Annotated in this window: 19 protein-coding genes; 6 read left to right on the top strand and 13 right to left on the bottom strand. The window is 73.7% G+C overall.

Annotation, left to right across the window (positions count from 1 at the left end):
- Positions 1-17 precede the first annotated feature (17 nt).
- The 4 genes from DK427_RS17290 to DK427_RS17275 form a co-directional block, all read right to left on the bottom strand.
- A complete protein-coding gene (locus DK427_RS17290; protein WP_109952343.1) occupies positions 18-461 on the bottom strand; it encodes a MarR family winged helix-turn-helix transcriptional regulator in 444 nt (147 codons plus the stop codon).
- Positions 462-581: 120 nt separating this feature from the next.
- Positions 582-839 (bottom strand): hypothetical protein, encoded by a 258-nt coding sequence (locus DK427_RS17285; RefSeq protein WP_109952342.1) that lies wholly within the window; start codon positions 837-839, stop codon positions 582-584.
- Positions 840-1,006: 167 nt separating this feature from the next.
- A complete protein-coding gene (locus tag DK427_RS17280) occupies positions 1,007-1,399 on the bottom strand; it encodes an MAPEG family protein (RefSeq protein WP_109952341.1) in 393 nt (130 codons plus the stop codon).
- Between the two features lie 190 nt (positions 1,400-1,589).
- Positions 1,590-2,501, bottom strand: coding sequence for a class I SAM-dependent methyltransferase (locus tag DK427_RS17275; RefSeq protein WP_109952340.1), 912 nt, complete (start codon positions 2,499-2,501; stop codon positions 1,590-1,592).
- Positions 2,502-2,687: 186 nt separating this feature from the next.
- Between DK427_RS17275 and DK427_RS17270 the strand changes: the two genes are divergently transcribed.
- Positions 2,688-7,598 carry an NAD-glutamate dehydrogenase gene (locus DK427_RS17270; RefSeq protein WP_425452476.1) on the top strand — a complete coding sequence of 1,637 codons (4,911 nt, stop codon included), beginning with the start codon at positions 2,688-2,690 and terminating at the stop codon, positions 7,596-7,598.
- A gap of 16 nt (positions 7,599-7,614) precedes the next feature.
- Here DK427_RS17270 and DK427_RS17265 read toward each other — a convergent pair whose 3' ends face one another.
- The 3 genes from DK427_RS17265 to DK427_RS17255 all read right to left on the bottom strand — a co-directional run bounded on the left by DK427_RS17265 (position 7,615) and on the right by DK427_RS17255 (position 10,223).
- Complete coding sequence (locus DK427_RS17265) at positions 7,615-8,388, bottom strand: ABC transporter ATP-binding protein (protein WP_245930610.1); 774 nt, start codon at positions 8,386-8,388, stop codon at positions 7,615-7,617.
- 1 nt (position 8,389) lies between these two features.
- Positions 8,390-9,127, bottom strand: coding sequence for an ABC transporter permease (locus DK427_RS17260; protein WP_109952338.1), 738 nt, complete (start codon positions 9,125-9,127; stop codon positions 8,390-8,392).
- A gap of 103 nt (positions 9,128-9,230) precedes the next feature.
- The gene (locus tag DK427_RS17255; RefSeq protein WP_109952337.1) at positions 9,231-10,223 is read right to left on the bottom strand and encodes an ABC transporter substrate-binding protein; all 993 of its coding nucleotides are present in this window, start codon (positions 10,221-10,223) and stop codon (positions 9,231-9,233) included.
- Positions 10,224-10,468: 245 nt separating this feature from the next.
- Between DK427_RS17255 and DK427_RS17250 the strand changes: the two genes are divergently transcribed.
- Positions 10,469-10,846 (top strand): 4a-hydroxytetrahydrobiopterin dehydratase, encoded by a 378-nt coding sequence (locus DK427_RS17250; RefSeq protein ID WP_109952336.1) that lies wholly within the window; start codon positions 10,469-10,471, stop codon positions 10,844-10,846.
- A 164-nt stretch (positions 10,847-11,010) separates the two neighbouring features.
- Positions 11,011-11,304 carry a hypothetical protein gene (locus tag DK427_RS17245; protein WP_109952335.1) on the top strand — a complete coding sequence of 98 codons (294 nt, stop codon included), beginning with the start codon at positions 11,011-11,013 and terminating at the stop codon, positions 11,302-11,304.
- A gap of 4 nt (positions 11,305-11,308) precedes the next feature.
- Here the strand turns inward: DK427_RS17245 and DK427_RS17240 are convergent, their stop codons facing one another.
- Together DK427_RS17240 and DK427_RS17235 are read right to left on the bottom strand one after the other, a co-directional pair.
- Positions 11,309-12,262 carry an NAD-dependent epimerase/dehydratase family protein gene (locus DK427_RS17240; RefSeq protein WP_245930609.1) on the bottom strand — a complete coding sequence of 318 codons (954 nt, stop codon included), beginning with the start codon at positions 12,260-12,262 and terminating at the stop codon, positions 11,309-11,311.
- A 6-nt stretch (positions 12,263-12,268) separates the two neighbouring features.
- A complete protein-coding gene (locus tag DK427_RS17235) occupies positions 12,269-13,258 on the bottom strand; it encodes an MraY family glycosyltransferase (RefSeq protein ID WP_109952334.1) in 990 nt (329 codons plus the stop codon).
- Positions 13,259-13,403: 145 nt separating this feature from the next.
- On the opposite strand from DK427_RS17235, the gene DK427_RS17230 reads away from it, so the two are divergent.
- Complete coding sequence (locus DK427_RS17230; RefSeq protein ID WP_109952333.1) at positions 13,404-14,384, top strand: catalase family peroxidase; 981 nt, start codon at positions 13,404-13,406, stop codon at positions 14,382-14,384.
- Between the two features lie 75 nt (positions 14,385-14,459).
- On the opposite strand, the gene nagZ is transcribed toward DK427_RS17230, so the two are convergent.
- From nagZ to argS, 3 genes are all read right to left on the bottom strand, one after another.
- Entirely contained in the window at positions 14,460-15,464 is a 1,005-nt protein-coding gene (gene nagZ, locus DK427_RS17225; protein WP_109952332.1) for a beta-N-acetylhexosaminidase, read from the bottom strand.
- Between the two features lie 249 nt (positions 15,465-15,713).
- The gene (locus DK427_RS17220; protein WP_109952331.1) at positions 15,714-17,066 is read right to left on the bottom strand and encodes an SPOR domain-containing protein; all 1,353 of its coding nucleotides are present in this window, start codon (positions 17,064-17,066) and stop codon (positions 15,714-15,716) included.
- Positions 17,067-17,099: 33 nt separating this feature from the next.
- Positions 17,100-18,854, bottom strand: a complete 1,755-nt coding sequence (gene argS, locus DK427_RS17215) for an arginine--tRNA ligase (protein WP_109952330.1) — start codon at positions 18,852-18,854, stop codon at positions 17,100-17,102.
- A gap of 301 nt (positions 18,855-19,155) precedes the next feature.
- On the opposite strand from argS, the gene DK427_RS17210 reads away from it, so the two are divergent.
- Positions 19,156-19,653 carry a hypothetical protein gene (locus DK427_RS17210; RefSeq protein ID WP_109952329.1) on the top strand — a complete coding sequence of 166 codons (498 nt, stop codon included), beginning with the start codon at positions 19,156-19,158 and terminating at the stop codon, positions 19,651-19,653.
- Positions 19,654-19,675: 22 nt separating this feature from the next.
- On the opposite strand, the gene DK427_RS17205 is transcribed toward DK427_RS17210, so the two are convergent.
- A complete protein-coding gene (locus DK427_RS17205) occupies positions 19,676-20,923 on the bottom strand; it encodes a deoxyguanosinetriphosphate triphosphohydrolase (RefSeq protein ID WP_109952328.1) in 1,248 nt (415 codons plus the stop codon).
- Positions 20,924-21,094: 171 nt separating this feature from the next.
- On the opposite strand from DK427_RS17205, the gene DK427_RS17200 reads away from it, so the two are divergent.
- Entirely contained in the window at positions 21,095-21,421 is a 327-nt protein-coding gene (locus DK427_RS17200) for a HesB/IscA family protein (RefSeq protein ID WP_109952327.1), read from the top strand.
- Positions 21,422-21,471: the final 50 nt, after the last annotated feature.

Below are 21,471 nucleotides of genomic sequence, written 5' to 3'. Positions count from 1 at the left end.
TCGTATGCTCGTGGGGTTCAGGTCTGGGCCGCGAGGGCGGCAACCAGCGCCGCGAGCGCGCCGGGCGCGAGGCGCGCGCCCAAACGGGCCTCGACGGCGCGCCAGTGCGGCAGGGCGGCCGCGATCGCTCCCTCTCCCGCCCCGGTCAGCGCTGCCACACGGGCGCGCCCGTCCTGCGCGTCGGGGTTGAGTTCCACGAGGCCGCGCCGCTCCAGCGGGTCGAGGTTGCGCCCCATGGTGGACCGGTCGAGCGCGGCCTCCTCGGCGAGCCGGCTCACCGGCAGCGGCCCCAGCCGCGCGAGGATGCGCAGGATCGCGAACTGCGTTACCCGCAGGCCGGCGGGCGCCAGAGCCGCGTCGTAGGACGCGGTGGCGGCCCGGGCGGCCCGGCGCAGGGCCGTGCAGGTGCAAGATGGATCGAGAAGAGGTGCGGCGGGCGAATCACCCGGTTCGGCGGACATGATGCGGGCATATACCCGCATAATCGCGGACGCAAGGACCGAGTCCCAAACGTGAGAAAGGCCGCCCTGGGGCGACCTTCCGGTTCGGTGGGCGGGTCCCGCGGGACCCGGAGCGTGGCCTCAGCAGCGATAGCCGCCCGAGGTCTGGCCGTACTGCTTGACCGGCCGGGTCTGCTGGTTGGCGTTGCCCTCCGCCGCCGAATCCAACGGGCAGGCCTCGTAGAACGGCGTGTCGTGCACGCCGAGCGGGGCGCCGACATAGCCCGTCTCGTAGGGCACGAAGCCGGTGTAGCGTGCGCCGTAATCGTAGGCCATGGCGGAGACCGGGGCGGCCGCCAGGGCGAGGGCGGCGACAGCGGCGGCGATGCGGGTCTTCATGGTCGTTCCGAGCCTTCCGTTCTCGTGGACCCGACTATCCGGGTCTGTCATGACTGCATAACAGCCCTGCGAAAACGGCGTTCCAACCTCCGTGTGCTGTATCGCACACGGAGAAGACTGTAAAACGCACGGTTGTAAAGACGTCGCCTCGATGCGCGTCCCGGTCTTCAGCCCCGCAGCAGGAGCGCGATCGCTGCGACCGCCAGCACCCCGAAGGTCGCCAGGATGCCGCCGCCGCGGCCGGCGAATTGCCGGGGCGAGTTCTTGGGCGCCAGCATGCCGACCGGGTGGGCGAGGCGGGCGATCAGCAGCACGACCAGGAGGCCGGTGACGAGCCGGTGCCCGCCCCCGCCCGCCTCCAGCAGGCCGATCACGATCAGCGCGAGCGGCACGTACTCGCCGAAATTGGCGTGGGCGCGCACGCGCCGGGTCAGGCCCTCGTCGCCGTTGCCGAGCAGCGTGTTGCCGGAGACGCGGCCCGCCACCACCCAGCTGGCGAGGCCGACATAGACGAGCGCGAACAGGCCGGCGAAGAAGGCCGTGGTGGCAGGATACGTCACGCGGAGGGTCCCCCTGGGGCGGCGATGCGGGATCACGGGCGGTCCCGGCCGGCCGCCGCGGCGGGGTCCCTCCCGCCGCGGAGCTAGCGCGTGGGAGGCCGAAGGGGATGGCCGGTCACGCGGCCGTGCGCGCGCGCCGGGGCCGCCCGCACGGCAGGGACCGGATGCCGCGGTGCGCCGGGGCGGCGGCTCACAGCTTCCGGACGGTCACCACGTCCTGCATGTCGCCGTAGCTCTTCTCCTTGAAGCCGACGACGAGGCAGTCGGCGCGCCGCTCGAACAGGCGCATCACCCAGGCGGGCGCGGAGTAGGAGCCGCCGTAGCTCTGGCCGTACATCGAGGTCCAGGCGGGAGACATGTAGTAGCCGAACCCTTCCGCGGCGAAGTCGGCGAGCGCCTTGCCGGCATCGAGCTTGACCCGGTAGCGCTTGCCCTCCTGCTTCATGTGGGCCCGGAAATCTGCCGCGACCCGCTCCTGGCGGGCGAGCGCCTCGGGCGCGCTGCTGAGCGTCGCGCTGCTGCGGCCGTGCAGGGTCAGGATCGCGATGCCGCCGGGTTCGAGAGCGCGCACGAAGAAGTCGACCGCGTGCTCGAACAGGTCCGCGTCGAAATGCGTGAGGAGTGAGCCCGAGAAGATCAGGTCGAACCGGCGCGCCGGGTCGCCGCGGAAGTCGGGCGGGCAGTCGAACGGCTCCGCCCCGAACTGGCGGACCACGTCCGCCAGCTTGGCCCGGTCGATGTCGGCGGCGTGGAGGCGCGCCTCGGGGAAGAAGGCTCGGAGATGGCGGGTGACTCGGCCCGCACCGCAGGGCAGGTCGAGGATGTCGTCGAAGCGGGTCCGGCCGGTGAGCAGCATCGCCTCCGTGACGGCGCGCAGGGCCGTGAGGCCGACCAGCCGGTAGCCCTCCGCGGCGCCGGGCTCCGTCCCGATCATGTCCTCGTGCGCCGAGACGTGCGCGTCGAGCGGGCTCGCCGCGTAGCGCCGCCAGGCCGCGGTGACCGCCTCCAGGGTCTGCAGGGTGTCGCCCCACCCGGTCTCCGGAACCCGGTCCCAGAGATGGGCGCGGTGCCTGGGCGGCGCAGAGCGGAACCTGAACAGCATTGCGCGTCTCGAATCCTTCGCGCTTCGGCCATAGACCAATCGCCGCGGGAAGTTGAGGGCGGCACGCCGGGCTCCGCAGGTGTCAGGCCGCACCGTCCGTCAGGCCGGAGCCCGCGCCGCGGTCGACTCGGCCGCACCCCTGGCCCTAGCTAGGCCAGAGGCCGCCGACGATTCGGGAGAGATTCCATGGTCATGGACACCCATCCGGACCCTGCCCAAGGACCTGCCCAAGGACCTGCTCCGGGAACCGATCCGGGATCCGCGCTGGAGACCGCCACGGCGCTCGCCAGCGCCGCGGCGAAATCCGCCCGCTCCGACCTGATCGAGGCCGCCGCCGAGACGGCGGCCGGGCGCGGCGAGCCGGGCGGCTTCGTGCGCGACCTGTTCGGGCGGGTGCCGCCGGAGGATCTCGCGCCCTACCCCGCCGAGGCTCTGGCCGAGCTCGCCCGCCTCGCCCGGGGGCATCTCGCCGGGCCGCGCCGGCCGGGCGACCCGGCGAGCCTGCGGCTCCACGACGTCACGGTCACCCGGGACGGACGGCCGCGCGACCTGACGGTGGTCGAGGCCATCAACGACAACCGGCCCTTCCTGCTCGATTCCTGCCTCGCCGAACTTACCGGTCAGGGGCTCGTACCGCTCCTCGTCGCCCACCCGATCCTCGGGGTCGAGCGCGACGATCGCGGCGCCCTCCTGCGCGTCGTCGGCGAGACCACCGCGGAGGCGGCCGGGGGGCTCGCCCGCGAGAGCCTGATCCAGCTCCATCTCGACCGCCTGGAGGGCGAGCCGCGCCGACGCCTGGAGGCCGGGCTCGTGGCGACGCTCGGCGACGTCGCGGTGGCGGATGCCGACCGGCCCGCGATGCTGGCCCGCCTGGAGGCGCTGGCCGCCGCCTACGGCGACGGCCCGACGCCGCTGCCCGAGGACGAGATCGACGAGGCCCGCGCCTTCCTGTGGTGGCTGCTCGACGGGCACTTCACGGTCCTGGGCCTGCGCGAGCACGGGCTCGCCCCGGACGGGGCCGAGAGGGAGAGCGAGTCCGCGGAGGAGAGCCTCGGCGTGCTGCGCGACCCCGCGCTCGCGGTGCTGCGCCGGGGCCGGGAACTGGTCGGGCTCAGCCCGGAGATCCGCGCCTTCCTGGCCGAGCCGCAGGCGCTGATCATCTCGAAGGCGAGCGTGAAGTCGCGCGTCCACCGGGCGGCTCATCTCGACTATGTCGGCATCAAGCTGTTCTCGGAATCCGGCGCGCTCGCGGGTGAATTGCGGGTGGTCGGCCTGTTCACCGCCTCCGCCTACACGGCCCCGGCGCGCGAGGTGCCGGTGCTGCGCCGTAAGGTGGCGGCGGTGGTGGCCCGGGCCGGGCTTGACCCGACGAGCCATGCCGGCCGCGGCCTGATCGCGGTGCTGGAGACCTACCCGCGCGACGACCTGTTCCAGATCGACGTGGAGCGGCTGACCCGCTTCGTGCTCGCCATCACGGATCTCTCCGACCGGCCGCGGGTGCGGCTGCTCTCGCGCATCGACCGTTTCGGCCGCTTCGTCTCGCTCCTCGTCTACGTGCCGAAGGACCGCTACGACACCCGCGTGCGCGCCCGGATCGGCGCCTACCTCGCCGAATCCTACGGCGGGCGGCTCTCGGCCTCCTACGCTGACATGCCGGAGGGGCCGCTCGCCCGGCTCCACGTCATCGTAGGGCTCTCCGAGGGCGCGCCCGAGCGCGACCCGGCCGTGCTGGAGGCGGGCGTCGGCGCGCTGGTGCGCACCTGGGCGGACGGCCTGCGCGCCGCGCTGGGCGAGACCCGCGACGGCGCCGAGGCGAGGCGCCTGTTCGGGTCTTACGCCGAGGCCTTCGGGGCGGCCTACCGGGAGAATTTTTCGCCCGACGTGGCGGTGGCGGACATCGCCCTCCTGGAGCGCCTCTCCGAGTCCAACCCCCGCGCCGCCGACCTCGGCCGGCGCGAGGCCGACCCGGATTCCCAGGTCCGCCTCAAGGTGTTCTCCCGCGGGGCGGCGCTCGCCCTCTCCGACCGGGTTCCGGCCCTGGAGAACATGGGCTTCCGGGTGATCGACGAGCGCACCTACCGGGTCACCGCGCCGGACGGGGCCCGGGTCTGGCTGCACGACATGCTGCTGGAGCGCGCCTCCGGCGCCGCAGTCGATTTCGCCGCGCTGGAGCGCCCCTTGGAGGAGGCCCTGATCGCCATCGGCGAGGGCCGGGCCGAGTCCGACGCCTACAACCGGCTGGTGCTGGAGGCGGCGCTGCCCTGGCGCGAGGCGGCTTTGCTGCGCGCCCTCGGGCGGTATCTGCGCCAGCTGCGCATCCGCTACGGCCAGGACTACCTCGCGGCGACGCTCAGCCGCCATCCGGCGATCGCCCGGGGCATCGTCGCCCTGTTCCACGCCCGCTTCGATCCGAGCCTGGCGGGCGACCGCGAGGCCGCGCAGCGCGCCCTGCGCGAGGAGCTGGAGGCGCGGCTCGCCGACGTGACGAGCCTCGACGAGGACCGGATCCTGCGCCGCTTCGTCAACCTCGTGGAGGCGGCCGTCCGGACCAACCTCTACCAGGCCGGGCCGGACGGAGGATCCCGCGAGACGATCAGCTTCAAGTTCGCCTGCGCGGCGGTGGCCAACATGCCGCTGCCCAAGCCCTTCTTCGAGATCTTCGTCTACGCCCCCCGCGTCGAGGGCGTGCACCTGCGCTACGGCTACGTCGCCCGCGGCGGCCTGCGCTGGTCCGACCGGCCGGAGGATTTCCGCACCGAGATCCTGGGGCTGGTGAAGGCCCAGCAGGTGAAGAACGCGGTGATCGTGCCGGTGGGCGCCAAGGGCGGCTTCTACCCGAAGCGCCTGCCCCCGGTCTCCGATCGCGCCGCCTGGCTCGCCGAGGGCACCGAGAGCTACCGGGTCTTCATCCGGGCGCTCCTCGAACTCACCGACAACATCGTGGACGGGCAGATCGTGCCCCCCGCCGAGACCGTGCGGCAGGACCCTGACGACGCCTACCTGGTGGTGGCGGCCGACAAGGGCACCGCCACCTTCTCGGACATCGCCAACGCGCTCTCGATCGAGCGGGGCCACTGGCTCGGCGACGCCTTCGCGTCGGGCGGCAGCCAGGGCTACGACCACAAGGGCATGGGCATCACGGCGCGGGGCGCCTGGGAGGCGGTGCGACGCCACTTCCGCGAGATGGACGTGGACGTGCAGGCCGATCCCGTGACGGTCGTGGGCGTCGGCGACATGTCGGGCGACGTCTTCGGCAACGGCATGCTGCTCTCAGCAAGCCTCCGGCTCGTGGCGGCCTTCGACCACCGCGACATCTTCCTCGACCCCGATCCCGATCCGGCCGCGAGCTTTGCCGAGCGGAAGCGCCTGTTCGGCCTGCCCCGCTCCTCCTGGGCCGACTACGACCGGGCGCTGATCTCGCGGGGCGGCGGGGTGTTCCCGCGCTCCTCCAAGGCGATCCCGCTCTCCACCGAGATCCGCCGGGTGCTCGACCTCGACCGGGCGGAGGCCTCGCCCGCCGAGGTGATGCAGGCGATCCTGCGCGCGCCCGTCGACCTCCTCTGGTTCGGCGGCATCGGCACCTATGTGCGGGCGGGAGCGGAGACCGACGCGGATGCGGGCGACCGGGCGAACGACGCGGTGCGCATCACCGGGTCGGAGCTGCGCGCGAGGGTCGTGGGCGAGGGCGCCAACCTCGGCCTCACCCAGCGCGGGCGCATCGAGGCGGCCCGCGCGGGCGTGCGGCTCAACACCGACGCGATCGACAACTCGGCGGGCGTGAACACCTCGGACGTCGAGGTGAACATCAAGATCGCCCTGATGATTCCGGAGCGCGACGGGCGGCTGGGGCCTGAGGAGCGCAACAGCCTGCTCGCCGCGATGACCGACGAGGTCGCCCGGCTGGTGCTGCGCAACAACGAACTCCAGACGCTCGCCCTCTCGCTCGCCGAGCGGCGCGGGGCCGGCGAGGCGGGCTTCGCCGCCCGCACCATGCAGGTGCTGGAGGCGGAGGGACGCCTCGACCGCGCGGTCGAGTTCCTGCCCGACGATGCGACGCTGGCCGAGCGCCTGCGCCGGGGCGAGGGGCTGACCCGGCCCGAATACGCGGTGCTGCTCGCCTACGCCAAGCTCGCGCTCTACGACGCGCTGCTGGCGGGGCCGGCGGTCAACGATCCCTATTTCGACCGGGAGCTGCAGCGCTACTTCCCCGGAGCCTTGCGCGAAAAATTCCCCGACGCCGTGAAGGGGCACCGGCTGCGGCGCGAGATCATCGCGACTGCTCTGTCGAACATCATCGTCAACCGGGGCGGCATCTCGCTGGTCACCCGGCTCGCCGACGAGGCGGGGGCGGAGCCCGCCGCCATCGCCCGCGCCTACGCGGTGACCCGCGACGCCTTCGGGCTGATGGAGCTGAACGCGGCGATCGACGGGCTCGCCGGCCGCATCCCGGGCGCGGCCCAGCTCGACCTCTACGCCGCGGTGCAGGACCTGCTCACCGGGCGCATCACGTGGTTCCTGCGCGAGATCGACCTCTCGGGCGGGATCGCCCCCGTGGTGGCGCGCTACCGCGACGGGGTGAGCGCGCTCGTCGCCGCACTCCCCGAGGTGCTCGACGCGGAGGCCCGCGCGGCGCTCGAGGCGCGCCGGGCGGAACTCTCGGATCTCGGCCTCGGCGAGGCCGCCGCGGGCCGGCTCGCGGCGCTCGGCCGGCTCACCGCCGCGCCCGACATCGTGCGGGTTGCCGAGACCAGCGGCCGGCCGGTGGCGGAGATCGCCGCGACGCATTTCGCCCTGGAGCGGGCCTTCCGGCTCGGCGACCTCGCCGTGGAGGCGCGGGCGGCGCCCGTCTCCGACACCTTCGACCGGGTCGCGCTGGAGCGGGCGGTGGCCGGCATCGCCCGCGCCCACCGGGCGCTGACCGCTGAGGTCGTGGGCGACGGCGGCGCCGGCCCGGAGGCGGTCGAGGCCTGGATCCGTGCCAGGGGGCCGGCCCTCGCGCGCATCCGCGACGCGGTGTCGGGGATCGCCGCCTCGGGGCTCACCGTGTCGAAGGCGAGCGTCGCCGCCGGGCTGCTGGGCGATCTGGCGCGGGCCTGACGGTGCGCGGGCCCGCTCAGTCCGCGATCACGCCCGGGTGGCGGGCGGCGAGGTCCCGCCGCGTCGCCTCCGCCCAGGCCCGGTCGCGCTCGGACCGGGGCCGGTCGAGGCGGATCTCGGCGACGAGGCTCGCCGGCCGGGGCGAGAGCAGCAGCAGCCGGTCGGCGATCGCGATCGCCTCCGCGACGTTGTGGGTCACCATCAGCACGCTCATCCCGAGCCGGTCGACCGTGTCGACCACGAGGCCGCGCAGTGCCGCCGCCGCCGCGTCGTCGAGGGAGACGAAGGGCTCGTCGAGCACGAGCAGGCGCGGCTCGTCGGCGAGCGCCCGGGCCAGCGCCACCCGCCGCTGCATGCCGAGCGAGAGCGCCCCCGGATAGCGCCCGCGCCAGGGCTCGAGCCCGAGATGCCCGAACAGCGCGTCGAGGTCGCGCCCGCGCCGCGCCCGCGGCAGGGCGAGGCGCACGTTCTGCTCGACCGTGCGCCAGGGCAGCAGCCGCGGCTCCTGGAACACCATGCCGGGCGCGGTCTCCGTCCCGCGCGGGTCAGGCTCGACCCGGCCCTCGTAGGCGGCGTCGAGCCCGAGCAGGATGCGCAAGGTGGTCGACTTGCCCGCCCCCGAGGGGCCGATCAGGCAGACGATCTCGCCCTGCCCCACCGTGAAGGCGAGCCCGCGCACCGCCTCGACGGGCTCGGGCAGGCCGGCGCCGTAGACCTTGCGGTCGATCGCCACCCGCAGGACGGACGCGTGATCGCCGGCGGCGGGCACGTTATCGCTTGCGGCGGACATCTTATCGCCTGCGGCGGACATGGGCCTGGATCCGCTGCAGGACGAGGATGTCGACCGCGATCATCACGCTCATGAAGACGATGCTGTAGCCGAGGATCGCTGCGACGTTCGTGCTCTGCACGAAGTAGAAGTTGATGGCGAAGCCGACCCCGTCCGGGCGGCCGAGCAGCTCGATCACCAGCACGATCTTCCAGGCGAGCGAGAGCCCCGAGCGGGCGGCGGCGACCGCGTAGGGCTGAAGCTGGGGCACCAGCACGTGGGCGATCCAGGTGCGGCGGTCGAAGCGGTAGGTACGGGCCATCTCCTGGAGGTTCGGGTCCAGCTCGCGCGCGCCCTCGCGCATGATGACCGCGACGTTGGGCAGCTTGTTGAGCACCACCGCCAGGATCGCCGCGCTCTCGGTGAGCCCGACCCAGATATAGGCCAGCACCGTGATGACGAGGGCCGGCGTGTTGAGGAGCACGAGGAGCGGCGTGTCGAGCACGGCGTCGAGCGCCCGGATCCGCCCGAGCGCGACGCCGAGCAGCACGCCGAGCCCCATGGCGAGCGCGAACGAGATCGCGACGCGCAGGAGCGTGATGCCGACATTGTGGAACAGGTCGCCCCGCGCCGCCTCCTGGGCGATGAACTCGGCGACCGCCAGCGGCGCCGGCAGCAGGCGCGAGCCGGCCTGCGCCGCGGCCACCTGCCAGGCACCGAGCAGCACCAGCACCGAGACGAGGCGGGCGATGAGCGTCATGCGGCAGGCGTCGCGGCAGGCGTCGTGAGAGGAATCACGGGAGCGTCATGCGCTGGGGCGCTCCGCCCGCCCGGTCAACTGCCCGACCACCCGCCCTGCCCGCTCAGCCATCCCGGTTCCCGTCGAAGTAGAGCCCGGCCGGCAGGCTCGGGCCGCTGCCGACGACGCGCTCGCCGCCGAGCCGCTGCAGCACCGCGTAGAGCCGCTCCCCGTCCGCGCGCTCGTCCGCGATGGGGCGGCGCGGGATGCCGGCGAGGAACTCGCGCTTCAGCGCCTCGAAGGTCGCCTCGTCCTCGGCCGTCATCAGCGGGCGCACGATCTCCCAGGTCGCGGGGTCGGAGGCCAGCATGTCCTTGGCGGCGCGCGAGGCGCGGGCGAAGCTCGCCACCAGCTGCGGCCTGCCCTCGACGGTGGCACCGTCGACGAGATAGCCGATCAGCGCGACCGAGCCGGTCGCCCCGAAGGCCCGCATGATGTCGTCGGCCCCGATCACCCGGCGGAAGCCCTTGGCCTCGAGCCGGGCGCAGTAGGTCCAGTAGGTGAGCGCGGCGTCGAGGGCGCCCTGCTCCAGCTTCAGGGTGATCAGCGGCGGCGCGCCGTAGGCGAGCTCCGCCCCGGATTCGAGGTCGAGCCCGGCCGCGTCCCGGGCCTGGGCCCTGAGCAGCAGCCAGTTCTTGTCGAGGGGGCCGCCCGCCACGCCGAGGCGCTTGCCGGCGAGATCCTTCAGGCCGCGGATCGGGCTCGCCTCCGGCACCATCACGGCGCCCTCGGTGGTCGAGTAGGGGATGAAGCGCAGCCGCCGGCCCTCGTTGCCGAGGCGGGCCGCCCAGAGCAGGTCGCCCACGATGGCGTCGACCTGGCCGCCCATGAAGGCGATGCGGGCGGCGTCGTTGCCGGCGAGCTTGACCACTTCGAGGCTGAAGCCGTTGGCCGTATCGAGCCCGCGGGCCTTGATCACCGCCGCCTCCCAGGCGACCGTGCCGAAGGGCAGGCTGCCGAGGCGGAACACGGGAGCGGCCGCCCGGGCGGACGGGACGGGCGGCGCGGTCAGGGCGGCGAGCGCCGCGGCGGCGAGCAATCCGCGCCGTGACAGCATGGCGTCGTCTCCCTGGATAGTCGCGGTTCTTCGAGGCCGGATTCCGATCGCGCACTTCGCGCGCGTGCGGTCCCCGGTGCCATTGCCGAAAAGTCATAGGGTGCCAGCCCCACCGCGTCCATCGGCAACGGGCCGGAGGGGCCCGTGCGGGCGCCTGCGCCGCACCCCGAGGCCCGTGCCGGGCCCCGTCTTGCGCGCGCCTCCCGCCCGGGGCACGCTCGGGGAAGCGGAGGAGGAGACGGACGATGAGCGAGCGGCGCGAGGGAGCCCTGGACGAGGCCACGATCGAGGCGCGGCTGAAGGCCGAGCTGCCGGCCTGGCGCTACGAGGACGGCTGGATCCGGCGCACCTACAAGACGGCGGGCTGGAAGAGCACGCTCATGGTGATCAACACGGTGGGCCACCTCGCCGAGGCCGCCTGGCACCACCCGGATCTCACCGCCTCATACGCCTGGGTCGAGGTGCGGCTGATGAACCACGCCGCCAAGGGCATCACCGACAAGGACTTCGCGCTCGCCGCCAAGATCGAGGAGGTGGTGGGCTGGCAGCCCGGCGCCGAGGGCGGTCCGCTGGAGGGCACCCCGACCGACCCGCGCTTCGCCTACGTGAAGTACGACCGGTAGGGCCGCGGCCCCTCCCGGACGATCGGTTGGGGAGATGCGGACCCAGGACGGGACGTGTCACGGCCGCGTCTCCCATTGCGAGGGCCCTGCACTTGCCGGGAGCCTGCCCGTTGCGCCACCCTCCGTACGGGCCCTGCGCGCGTGCGGCGGGAGCGAGGTGACGCGTGACGACCATCATCCGGCGGGACCGCCCGCGCCCGGCCGTCGCGGCGGCCTTGCCGCTCACCCTGCTGCTCGTCGCGGCCGGGGGCGCGACCGCCGAGGAATCCTGCCGGGCGAGCGTCGGCCCGAGCCGGGCGGCGGCCCTGGTCGCGCGCTGCGTCGCGGTCTCTCCGGCGACGCGCCCGCCCTGCAACGCGAGCAATCCCTGCGCGCTGATCGAGGAGGAGATTGCCCGCGGCTGCGACGACCTCGACGAGGAGGCGCCGGACTTCTGCCTGGCCTACCGGCACCGCTGAGGGCTTAAGCCCCGTCCCCTGCCCCGTCCCGCGCGAGCTCCCGCGCGAGTTTGGCGAGCCCCTCGGGCGTCGTCGCGGCGGGACGCCAGCCGAGCGCCGCGAGCCCGTCGGCGCGCGCAACCAGGCCCCCGCCCAGCCGCGCGAAGGCCTCCTGGCGGCCCGCGAGCCGGCAGGCCAGGCCGAGGAGTCCCGCCGGCACCGGCACGAGGCCGGGTCCGCGGCCTAGGCCCCGGCGCAGGGCGGCCACCATCTCGGGCAGGGTCAGCGGGTCGGGATCGGCCGCGACGAGCGCCCGGTTCAGGGGCCCGGGGGCGGCGAGCACCGCGTCGACCGCCGCCGCGAGGCTCTCCGCGGAGATCAGCGAGCGCCGTGCCGAGAGGCTCCCCAGCGGCAGCCAGTAGGGCGTGCGGGCGAGCCGCAGGAGGGCCGCCATGTTGCCCTTCACCCCCGCCCCATAGACGAGGACGGGGCGCAGGGCCACCCAGTCGAGACCGGTCTCGGCGAGCGCCCGCTCCGCGTCGAGCTTCGAGCGGCCATAGGCGTCCGTGGGCGCGGGCGCGTCGGCCTCGGTGAGCACGCCCGGCGCGCTCGCCCCGCACTGCGCCCGGATCGAGGAGAGGAAGACGAAGCGGCGCACCCTGGCGCGGGCGGCGGCCTCGGCGAGGCGGCGCGTCGCCTCGGTGTTGAGGGTGCGGTAATCGTCCTCCGGCGCCCCCGACATGGCGTGGGCGAGCCCGGCCGAGTGCACCACCGCGTCGATGTCCGAGAGGGCGGCCGCCATGTTCATCGGCCGCGTCAGGTCGCCGACGACGGCGCTGGCCGCCCCCTCCGGCACCTCTACGGGCCGGCGCAGCAGCACCCGCACCCGGTAGCCCCGGGCGGTCAGGCTGCGCAGGAGATGCCGGCCGATGAAGCCCGTCGCCCCGGTGAGGGCCACGTGACGGATATCGCGGGTCACCGGTTGCTAGCTCCTGGCGCGGGCGAAGCGGGCGAGCAGCCCCGCGACGAGGATCGTGCCGAGGGCGAGCGCGGCCACGGTGACGGGCCATGCCGGCCAAAGCAAGGTCGCGGCCGCCAGCCCCGCCAGCGCGAGGTTGAGCGCGAGGACGCGCCCGACCACGCCCGGCACGGTGAGCCCGTTCACCGTCGCCCGCTGGTAGAAGTGGCTGCGATGCGCCTCCCAGACCCGCTCGCCGGCTTGGAGCCGGCGCAGCAGCGTCAGGGTGGCGTCGGCCAGGTAGTAGAGCGGCAGCAGGATCGCGGCGGTGAGCCCACCCTCGAGGGCGAGGCGGTAGAGCAGCCACGCCACGAGGAGCCCGATCGGCAGCGCGCCGACATCGCCCAGGAAGAGCCGCGCCACCGGCCGGTTGAAGGGCGCGAAGCCGAGCATCGCCCCGAGCAGCCCCGCCGCCACGAGGGTCGGCAGAGCCGGCAGGTAGCCGAGCGCGCCGAAGGCGAGGAGCGCGCCCGTCACCGGCACGATCTCGGCCACCGTCATCCAGTCGAGCCCGTCCATGAAGTTGACGAGGTTGACGAACCAGAGCCCTGCCAGCACCGCCAGCGCGCGCTCGACCGGCAGCGGCAGCCAGGGCAGGAGCTGCCCCCGCAGGCTGGCCACCAGCGCGGTCACTACCGCGGCCTGCACCGCGAGCCGTAAACTCGCCGGCAGCGGCCGGATGTCGTCGACCGCGCCGAGCACGGCCAGGATCGTGGCGCCGCCGGCGAGCGCCAACCACTCGCCGACATCGCCCAGATCGGACGTGCGCAGCACCCCGGCCGCGAACAGGGCCGCCGTCACCACGGCGATGCCTCCGCCCTGCGGTGTCGGCTCGGCGTGGCTGGAGCGGGCGTTCGGCCGGGCGAGCGCGTAGCGCACCAGGAGCGGGCGCAGGCGCACGATCAGGCCGGCGGAGAGCGCGGCGGCGAGCGCCACGGCGACGAGGGGGCTGAGCATGGCCCGGCCGATAGCGCGGAAACGCCGCGGGGGCGAGATCCGGGCCGCGACGGCGTTTGTGACTTGATTGTGCGCAATTAAAATGGTTCCAAGGATGTCGTTGCCTGCCGCCGATTCTCGGCCCAACGATTTCGGGAGACGCCCCATGATCCGGTTCCGCACCATCGCCGGCTGCGCCGCCGCGGCCGCCTGCCTCGTGAGCGCGGCCCGCGCCGAGGAGACCGATGCCGGCGCCATCGTCGCCGCCCAGTTCGCGGCCGGCGGCAACCACACGGGCGTGCGCGCCAGCGGTGCCAAGGGCGTCTGCCTGAAGGGCGCATTCGCGCCCGCCCCCGGCGCCGCGGCTCTTTCGAAGGCGCCGCACTTCACCAAGACCGTGCCGGTCACCGCCCGCTTCTCGATGGGCGGCAGCAACCCGAAGGTCTCCGACAAGGCCAAGCCCGTCACCCGCGGCTTCGCGATGCGGATGGAGGACCCGGCCGGCGACCTCGTGTTCGTGGTGATCTCGGCGCCGGTCTTCTCGACGAAGACCCCGGCCCAGCTCCTCGAATTCCTGCAGGTCCGCGCCCCCGGCCCGGACGGCAAGCCGGACGCGGAGAAGATCAAGGCCTTCTCGGCCCAGAACCCCGAGACCACCCGCCAGGCGGCCTGGCTCAACGCCCGGCCGGTGCCGGCGAGCTACGCGGGCGTCGATTACTGGGCGGTGCACGCCTACACGCTGACGAACGCGAAGAACGAGGCGAAGGTCGCGAAGCTCAAATTCGTCTCCGCCGACAAGGCCGGCCTCACGGACGACGAGCTGAAGGCCAAGCCCGACAGCTTCTACGTGGACGAGCTGAAGGAGCGCCTCGCCAAGGGCCCGGCCCGCTTCGACCTCGTGGCGATCCTGGCCGAGCCCGGCGATCCGACCGCGGACCCGACCGCCGCCTGGCCCGAGGAGAGCCGCAAGACGGAGACGCTGGGCACGCTGAGCATCACGGCGATCGCGCCGGACGCGACGTGCGACGCCCGGACCTTCGACCCGGTGGCGGAGCTGCCGGACGGCGTTGCCGGCCCGAGCGACGACCCGATGTTCGCGATCCGCTCGCCGGCCTACGCGGTCTCGGTCTCGCGCCGGACGAACTGAGCCCAAGGCCCCCTCTCCGCGTTGGGCGGACGGGGGGCCGCCCGCGCGGGCCCGAGCAGTGCGATCGCGTCCCGATCAGGCCGCCAGACCGAGGGCCGCCGCGAAGCGGGCGCGGGCCTCGGGCAGGTCGAGGCCCTCGCCCGCACCCAGCCGGGCGAGGGCCGCCTCGGCCCGGCGGGCGGCCTCGCCCGCGAGCAGCGGCGCGCCCTCGGCGACCGCCTGCATCTCGGCGCGGTCGCCGTTGCAGTGGAGCGCCACGTCGATCCCCGCCGCGAAGGCCGCCTCGGCGCGGGCCCGGAACGGACCCTGGAGGGCGTGCATCGAGAGGTCGTCGGTCATCAGCAGGCCGTCGAAGCCGATCGCGTCGCGAATCACCCGTCCGATCACCGTGGGCGATTGGGTGGCCGGCCGCTCGGGGTCCAGCGCCCGGAAGACCACATGGGCGCTCATCGCCATCGGCAGGTCGGCGAGCGCCCGGAAGGGCGCGAAATCCTGGGCCTCCAGGGTGGCGAGGTCGGTCTCGACCACCGGCAGGCCGTGGTGGCTGTCGCAGGCCGCGCGGCCGTGGCCGGGGATGTGCTTCATCACCGGCAGCACGCCGCCCGCCATCAGGCCCTCGGCCACCGCCCGGCCGATCTCGGCCACCGCGGCCGGCGTAGTGCCGTAGGCGCGGTCGCCGATGATGTCGTGCGCGCCCATCACCGGCACGTCGAGCACCGGCGCGCAATCGACGTTGATGCCGACCTCCGCGAGGTCGTGCGCCATCAGCCGGGCGCCGAGCCGGGCGAGCGCCGCCGCCGCCCCGTCGAAGCGTGCATAGGCGCGGCCCGCCGGATAGGCCGGCCAGTGCGGCGGGCCCATGCGCTGCACCCGGCCCCCCTCCTGGTCGATCAGGATCGGCGCGTCGGCCCGGCCGACCGTGTCGCGCAGCGCCGCCGTCAGCGCCCGCACCTCGTCGGGCGTGCCGATGTTGCGCTTGAACAGGATGAAGCCCCAGGGCCGCACGTCCCGGAAGAAGGCGGCCTCCTCCGGCGCGAGGGTCCGGCCGGCGCAGCCGAGGATCAGGGCACGGGAGGACATCGGGACGGGCTCGCGCGGGGTGGACGGGACCGGATCGGGATCCGGGGGGCCGAGGAGGATCCGCCGGAGGAACCCCGCCCGCAAGGCGAAAGCGGGGCAGCCCCTTGCCCGCGGGCGATGCCGCCCGGCGGGTGTTGCGTTCCGGACTCGGGGGAAAGACCTTGGGGGAAGAGAGGCGGCCGACGCGCTAGGCGACACGGCCCAGGATCTGGCCCAGGATCTGGCCCAGGATCTGGCCCGGTTCTCGGCTCAGTTCTTGGCCACGAAGCACTGGCCGCCCGCGCCCTGCAACTCGCTGCACAGGCTCGTCGCCTCGGCCTTGGCGAGCGGCCCGACGCGGACGCGGAAGATGGTCTTGCCGTTGACCTCGGCTTGGCGGATCAGCTCGGGCTTGCCGGCGAGCTGGCTGTACTTGCGCTGCATCTCGCGCAAGGCCGTCTGGGCGTCGCCCGCGCTGTTGCGCACGCCGAGCTGCACCGAGAAGCCGCCGACCGCGGCGCTGCTCACGGCGGGCGTGTCGGCCGCGGCCGTGGTGGCGGGCTCGGCCGGGATGACCGAATCGGGCGAGGCGGAGGCGAGGCGCTGCGGCGCCTTGCGGATCGACGGGGCGGGGCGCGCCTGCGCGGCGGCGGGCTCCGGCGCGGCGGGGGCGGGCTGAGCGATGGGCTGGGCGGCCTGGACCGGCGCCTGGACCGGAACTTGGGGCGTCGCGGCGGCGAGGCGCGCGGGCCTGGCGCGCGGGGCCGGCTCGTCGGTCGGCATCGTCATGGTGGGGATGGGCGAGACGGGCGGCGCCTCGTCGGCGGCCTCGCGCTGGGGCGCGGGCGCGGTGGCGGGCGGCGTGTCGGGCTTCACCGCCACGGTGCGGACGCGGCGGGGCTCGCCGAAAGCGTCGAGCGGGGCGCTGCCCGGGGTCACGGCGCCCGTCTGGGCCGCGCGGGCGGCCTGGCCGATGTCGATCGGCTGCTCCTCGCGGTTGACGATGCGGATCTGGCTGTCCTTCGCCTTCGGCTCGTAGATCTGCCGGTTCTGGTCCGGGATCTCGACGCCGTCGGCGACCTTCGGGGCGACCTTGAGCGGGGCCGTGTCGGCCTGGATCACCGGCACGCCGCCGGAATGGCCGCCGCTCAGGCCCTTGTAGGCGAGCGCGCCGCTCACCGCGACGGCGACGACGGCGACGCCCGCCCCGACCGTGGCGAGCCGGCGGCGGGGCCGCACGCGCTTCAGGGCGCGCTGGTCGGCCGCGGGCTCCTCGCCGTAGCTCTCCGGCGGCGCCTGCTCGACGGAGGCGAGATACTGGTCGAAGGCGTCGGCCGGGTTGGGGCGATGCGATTCGGGAGCGAAGCTCGGCTCGACCCGGCCCTGCCAGGACGGGTCCATGGCGGATTGCGGGGCGGGGTGCGCCGCGGCGCGATCCTGCTCGCCGCGCCGCTCGTCGCGGGCGGCCAGCAGGGCGCGGAAGGGGTCGTCCTGCCCGACGATGCGGGCGAGCTCGGCGAGCGGGTCCTTGGCCGAGGGCGCGCCCGGCTTGCCCCCGGTCTGCTGCTGAAGCTCACGCGCGAAGGCTTCGAGGTCGAGCTGGGCGCGCGCGGCATTCGTCATGGCAGCAATCTCCCTCTAACGCCGATCCGGGCGTCAGCGCATCTCGTCGGGTGCGGTGACGCCCAGCACTGCGAGACCGGAAGCGAGCGTGCTCCGCACGGCCTCGACGAGGGCTAGCCTCGCCTCGGTCGACTTTCGGTCGGTTGCATTAACAAACCGTAATTGCGGCAAGTCTTTGCCCTTGTTCCAGAAACTATGCAGCGAACTGGCGACTTCATAGAGGTGGAAGGCGATGCGGTGCGGCTCGTGCGCGGCGGCGGCCGCTTCCAGCACCCGGGGGTACTGCGCCACGAGGCGCATCATCTCGACCTCGCCCGAATCGGCGAGCAGGCCGAGGTGGGCTCGCGCGAGCGTCGCGGCGTCGGAAAAATCCGTGTCCGGATAGGCCTCGCGCGCCTGCCGCTGCACCGAGCGGGCCCGGGCATGGGCGTACTGCACGTAGAAGACCGGGTTGTCCTTCGACTGCTCGACCACCTTGGCGAGGTCGAAATCGAGGGTGGCGTCGTTCTTCCGGTAGAGCATCATGAACCGGATCGCGTCGCGCCCGACCTCGTCGATGACCTCGCGCAAGGTCACGAACTCGCCCGCGCGCTTCGACATCTTCACGGGCTCGCCCGCGCGCAGGAGGCGCACCAGCTGGCAGAGCTTCACGTCGAGGGTGGCCTCGCCGTCCGAGACCGCCTTCACGGCCGCCTGCATGCGCTTGACGTAGCCGCCGTGGTCGGCGCCCAGCACGTCGATCATCTCGCGGGCGCCGCGCAGGAACTTGTCGCGGTGGTAGGCGATGTCGGCCGCGAAGTAGGTGTAGGTGCCGTCCGACTTCAGCAGCGGCCGGTCGGTGTCGTCGCCGAACTCGCGCGTGCGGAACAGGGTCTGCTCGCGGTCCTCCCAATCCTCCGGCAGCTGGCCCTTGGGCGGGGGCAGGCGCCCCTCGTAGACGAGGCCGCGCGCCCGCAGGGCCCCGAGCAATTCGCCCACCGCGCCGCTGTCCTGGAGCTTGCGCTCGGAGAAGAACACGTCGTGGCGGATGCCGATCGCCGCGAGGTCGTCGCGGATCATGTCCATCATGGCGGCGAGCGCCGCGTCGCGCACGAGCGGCAGCCACTCGGATTCGGGCTTGTCGGCGAGCGCATCGCCGTACTCCGCCGCGAGCCTCTGGCCCACCGGGATCAGGTAGTCGCCCGGGTAGAGCCCCTCCCCCACCACGGCGTCGCTGCGGCCGAGCGCCTGGAGGTAGCGGATGTGGGCGGAGCGGGCCAGCACCACGACCTGGGCGCCCGCGTCGTTGATGTAGTACTCGCGCACGACCTCGCGGCCCGCCGCGACGAGGAGGTTGGCGAGCGCGTCGCCGAAGACCGCGCCGCGGCCGTGGCCGACATGCATCGGTCCCGTGGGGTTGGCCGAGACGTACTCGATGTTGACGAGCCCGCCCGGCATCCGGGCCCGGCCGAAGCCCGCCGGGTCGGCGAGCGCCGAGCGCACCACGTCCTGCAGGACGTGCGGCGCCAGCCGCAGGTTGATGAAGCCGGGGCCCGCCACGCTCGCCTCGGTGACGCGCGGGTCGGCGCGCAGCTCCGCGGCCAGCGCCTCGCCCAGCGCCTTCGGGTTGGCGCGCGCCTCCTTGGCCAGCACCAGCGCGGCGTTGGTGGCCAGATCCCCGTGGGTCGGGTCGCGGGGCGGCTCGACCACGACGCGGCCGAGGTCGAGCCCCTCGGGCAGGGTTCCGGAACGGGTCAGCGCTTCGAGGGCATCGCGCACGCGCGCCTCGAACAGGGCGAAGATGTTCATGGTCGTGTCGTCGGATCCGTCGCAAGGGCCGCCGGGAACGGACGGCGGCGCGTGCCTTGATGCCCGCGCATAGCAAGGGGGACGATGCAAGTCACGGCAAGGGGCCTCGGCGAAGGCGTCATGGCGAAGGCGTCATGGCGAAGGCGTCATGGTGCGCTACCCAGGCCCGTGCCGCCCGCCCGCGCGAGGACTGTGTTGTCCACCAGGATGGGAAGATCTGCGTAGAGCTCCGGCTTGAACCGCCACGGCCAAGTTTGCGTTGACTGGCGTGTCGCGCGTCCCGCGCGCTGGAGAACACCCGATGAAGGCCCTTGTTCTGGCTGGCGCGGCGCTCGGCGCCGGCCTGATGATGACGCCCGTGAGCGCCGAGGCCGGCCCCTACGGCTACGGCGGCCATCGCGGCGGTTACGGTGGCGGCTTCGCCGGACACCGCGGCTTCGGCTACGGCGGCTACGCGGGCCGGGGCTTCGGTTACGGCGGCTACGGTGGGCGCGGGTTCGGCTACCGCGCGGCCGGCTACGGCTATCGCGGCGGCTATTACGGCGGCCGGGGCTATTACGGCGGGCGCGGCTACGGTCGGGGCCTCGGCCTCGGGCTCGCCGGCGCGGGGATCGGTCTCGGCGTCGGCCTCGCGGCGGGCGCGCTCGCGGGCAGCTCCTACGGCTACGGCGCGCCCTATTACGGCACGAACGGCTACGGCTCCTACGGCTACGCCCCGGTCGGCTACAGCTACCCGTCCTACGGCTACGCCGCCCCGGCCTACGGCTACAGCTACGGCGCCGGCTGCGGCTGCTGGTAGGCGCGCACCCGCTCGCCGGGCCTCACGGCTCGGCGAGCGGCAGGCCGCGGCTCGGCGGGGACCAGTGCAGGTCTGGCGTCGAGCGGAAGAGGCTCCGGTGGGCGAGCACCGCGTAGGTGTCGGTCATGCCGGCGATGTAGTCGCTGATCCGGCGCGCCACCCGGGCCTCGGAGGCGTCGCTCAGCCCCGCGCTCCACTCCTCGGGCATCCGGACCGGGTCGGCCGAGAAGGCCGCGAACAGGTCGGCCACGATGGCGTTCGCCTTGGCGCGCACCGCCATCACGCCGGGATGGCGGTACATCCGGGCGTAGAGGAAGCGCTTGATGTCGGCGTCCGCCGCCGCGATGGCCGGCGAGAACGCGATGACCGGCGCGCCCGCCGCGCGGATGTCCTCGACGCTTGCCGGCCCGAGTTCCGCGATGCGGCGCTCGCCCTGCCCGATCAGGTCCTCGACGAAGCGGGTGATCACCCTCCGGGCCAGCTCGTGGATCTTTCGCGACGTCTCCAGCCCCGGGTGAAGGCCGTCGATCTCGTCCAGCAGGCTCTTCAGGAACGGCACCTCCGCGAGATCCGCGAGGTCGAACAGGCCGGCCCGCAAGCCGTCGTCGAGGTCGTGGCTGTCGTAGGCGATGTCATCGGCCAGTGCCGCGACCTGCGCCTCCGGCCCGGCATGGTGGGCGAGTTCGAGGGGAAAGAGCGCGTCGAATTCCAGGATCGCCGCCGGGATGCCGGCCTGCCGGTAGCGCGGCGTCGGGATGCCGTCTGCCTCCAAGAGCGGGCCGTTGTGCTTGACCAGCCCCTCCAGCGTCTCCCAGGCGAGGTTGAGCCCGTCGAAGCCGGCGTAGCGCCGCTCCAGCCGCGTGACGATGCGCAGCGCCTGGGCGTTGTGGTCGAAGCCGCCGTAGGGCGCCATGCAGGCGTCGAGGGCGTCCTCGCCGGTGTGGCCGAAGCAGGTGTGGCCAAGGTCGTGGGAGAGCGCCAGCGCCTCGGCCAGATCCTCGTCGAGGCCGAGCGCGCGGGCGAGCGCGCGGGCGATCTGGCTGACCTCCAGGGTGTGGGTGAGGCGGGTGCGGTAATGGTCGCCCTCGTGGTGCACGAAGACCTGGGTCTTGTGCTTCAGCCGCCGGAAGGCGGTGGCGTGGACGATGCGGTCGCGGTCGCGCTGGAAGGCGCTGCGGGTCGGCGAGGCCGGCTCGGGGATCAGCCGCCCGCGCGTGCGCGCCGGATCCGTGGCGTAGGGCGCGCGCCAGCGCTCACCGGGCGGCCGCACGCGATCCTCTCCGCTCCGATACCCGCATGGATACCCGCATGACACCCCCAACCCTGCCCGCGTTGCGGGGCCCGTCCGTCGCCCATATCTTGTGGGCCTGGGTGCGTCCGGCAATCGCCGGGCGCCCGCTTACGCACAAGGCCTTCCGGTAGATTCATGTCGGATGCATCGATGACCGAGATCACCCTGACCCCCCGCGCCGCCCGGCGCATCAACGAGATCATGGGCGCCGAGCCGCCCGGCTCGGTGCTGCGCATCAGCGTCAACGGCGGCGGCTGCTCGGGCTTCTCCTACGCCTTCGACATCGCCCGCGACCGCGTCGACCAGGACGTGGCGGTGGAGCGCGACGGCGCGACCGTGGTGATCGACCCGGTCTCGCTGGAATACATGAGCGGCTCGACCATCGACTTCGTGAACGACCTGATCGGCCAGTCCTTCAAGATCGTGAACCCGCTGGCCACCGCCTCCTGCGGCTGCGGCACGTCGTTCTCGATCTGAGAGTTCCGGGTTTCCAAAGGGTCGTGACCCTTTGGCGGGGTCCCGGGGCG

The organism is Methylobacterium radiodurans, assembly GCF_003173735.1.
Lineage (GTDB): Bacteria > Pseudomonadota > Alphaproteobacteria > Rhizobiales > Beijerinckiaceae > Methylobacterium > Methylobacterium radiodurans.
The sequence above is the reverse complement of the archived record's forward strand: the minus strand, read 5'-3'. Positions and strand labels throughout refer to the sequence as shown.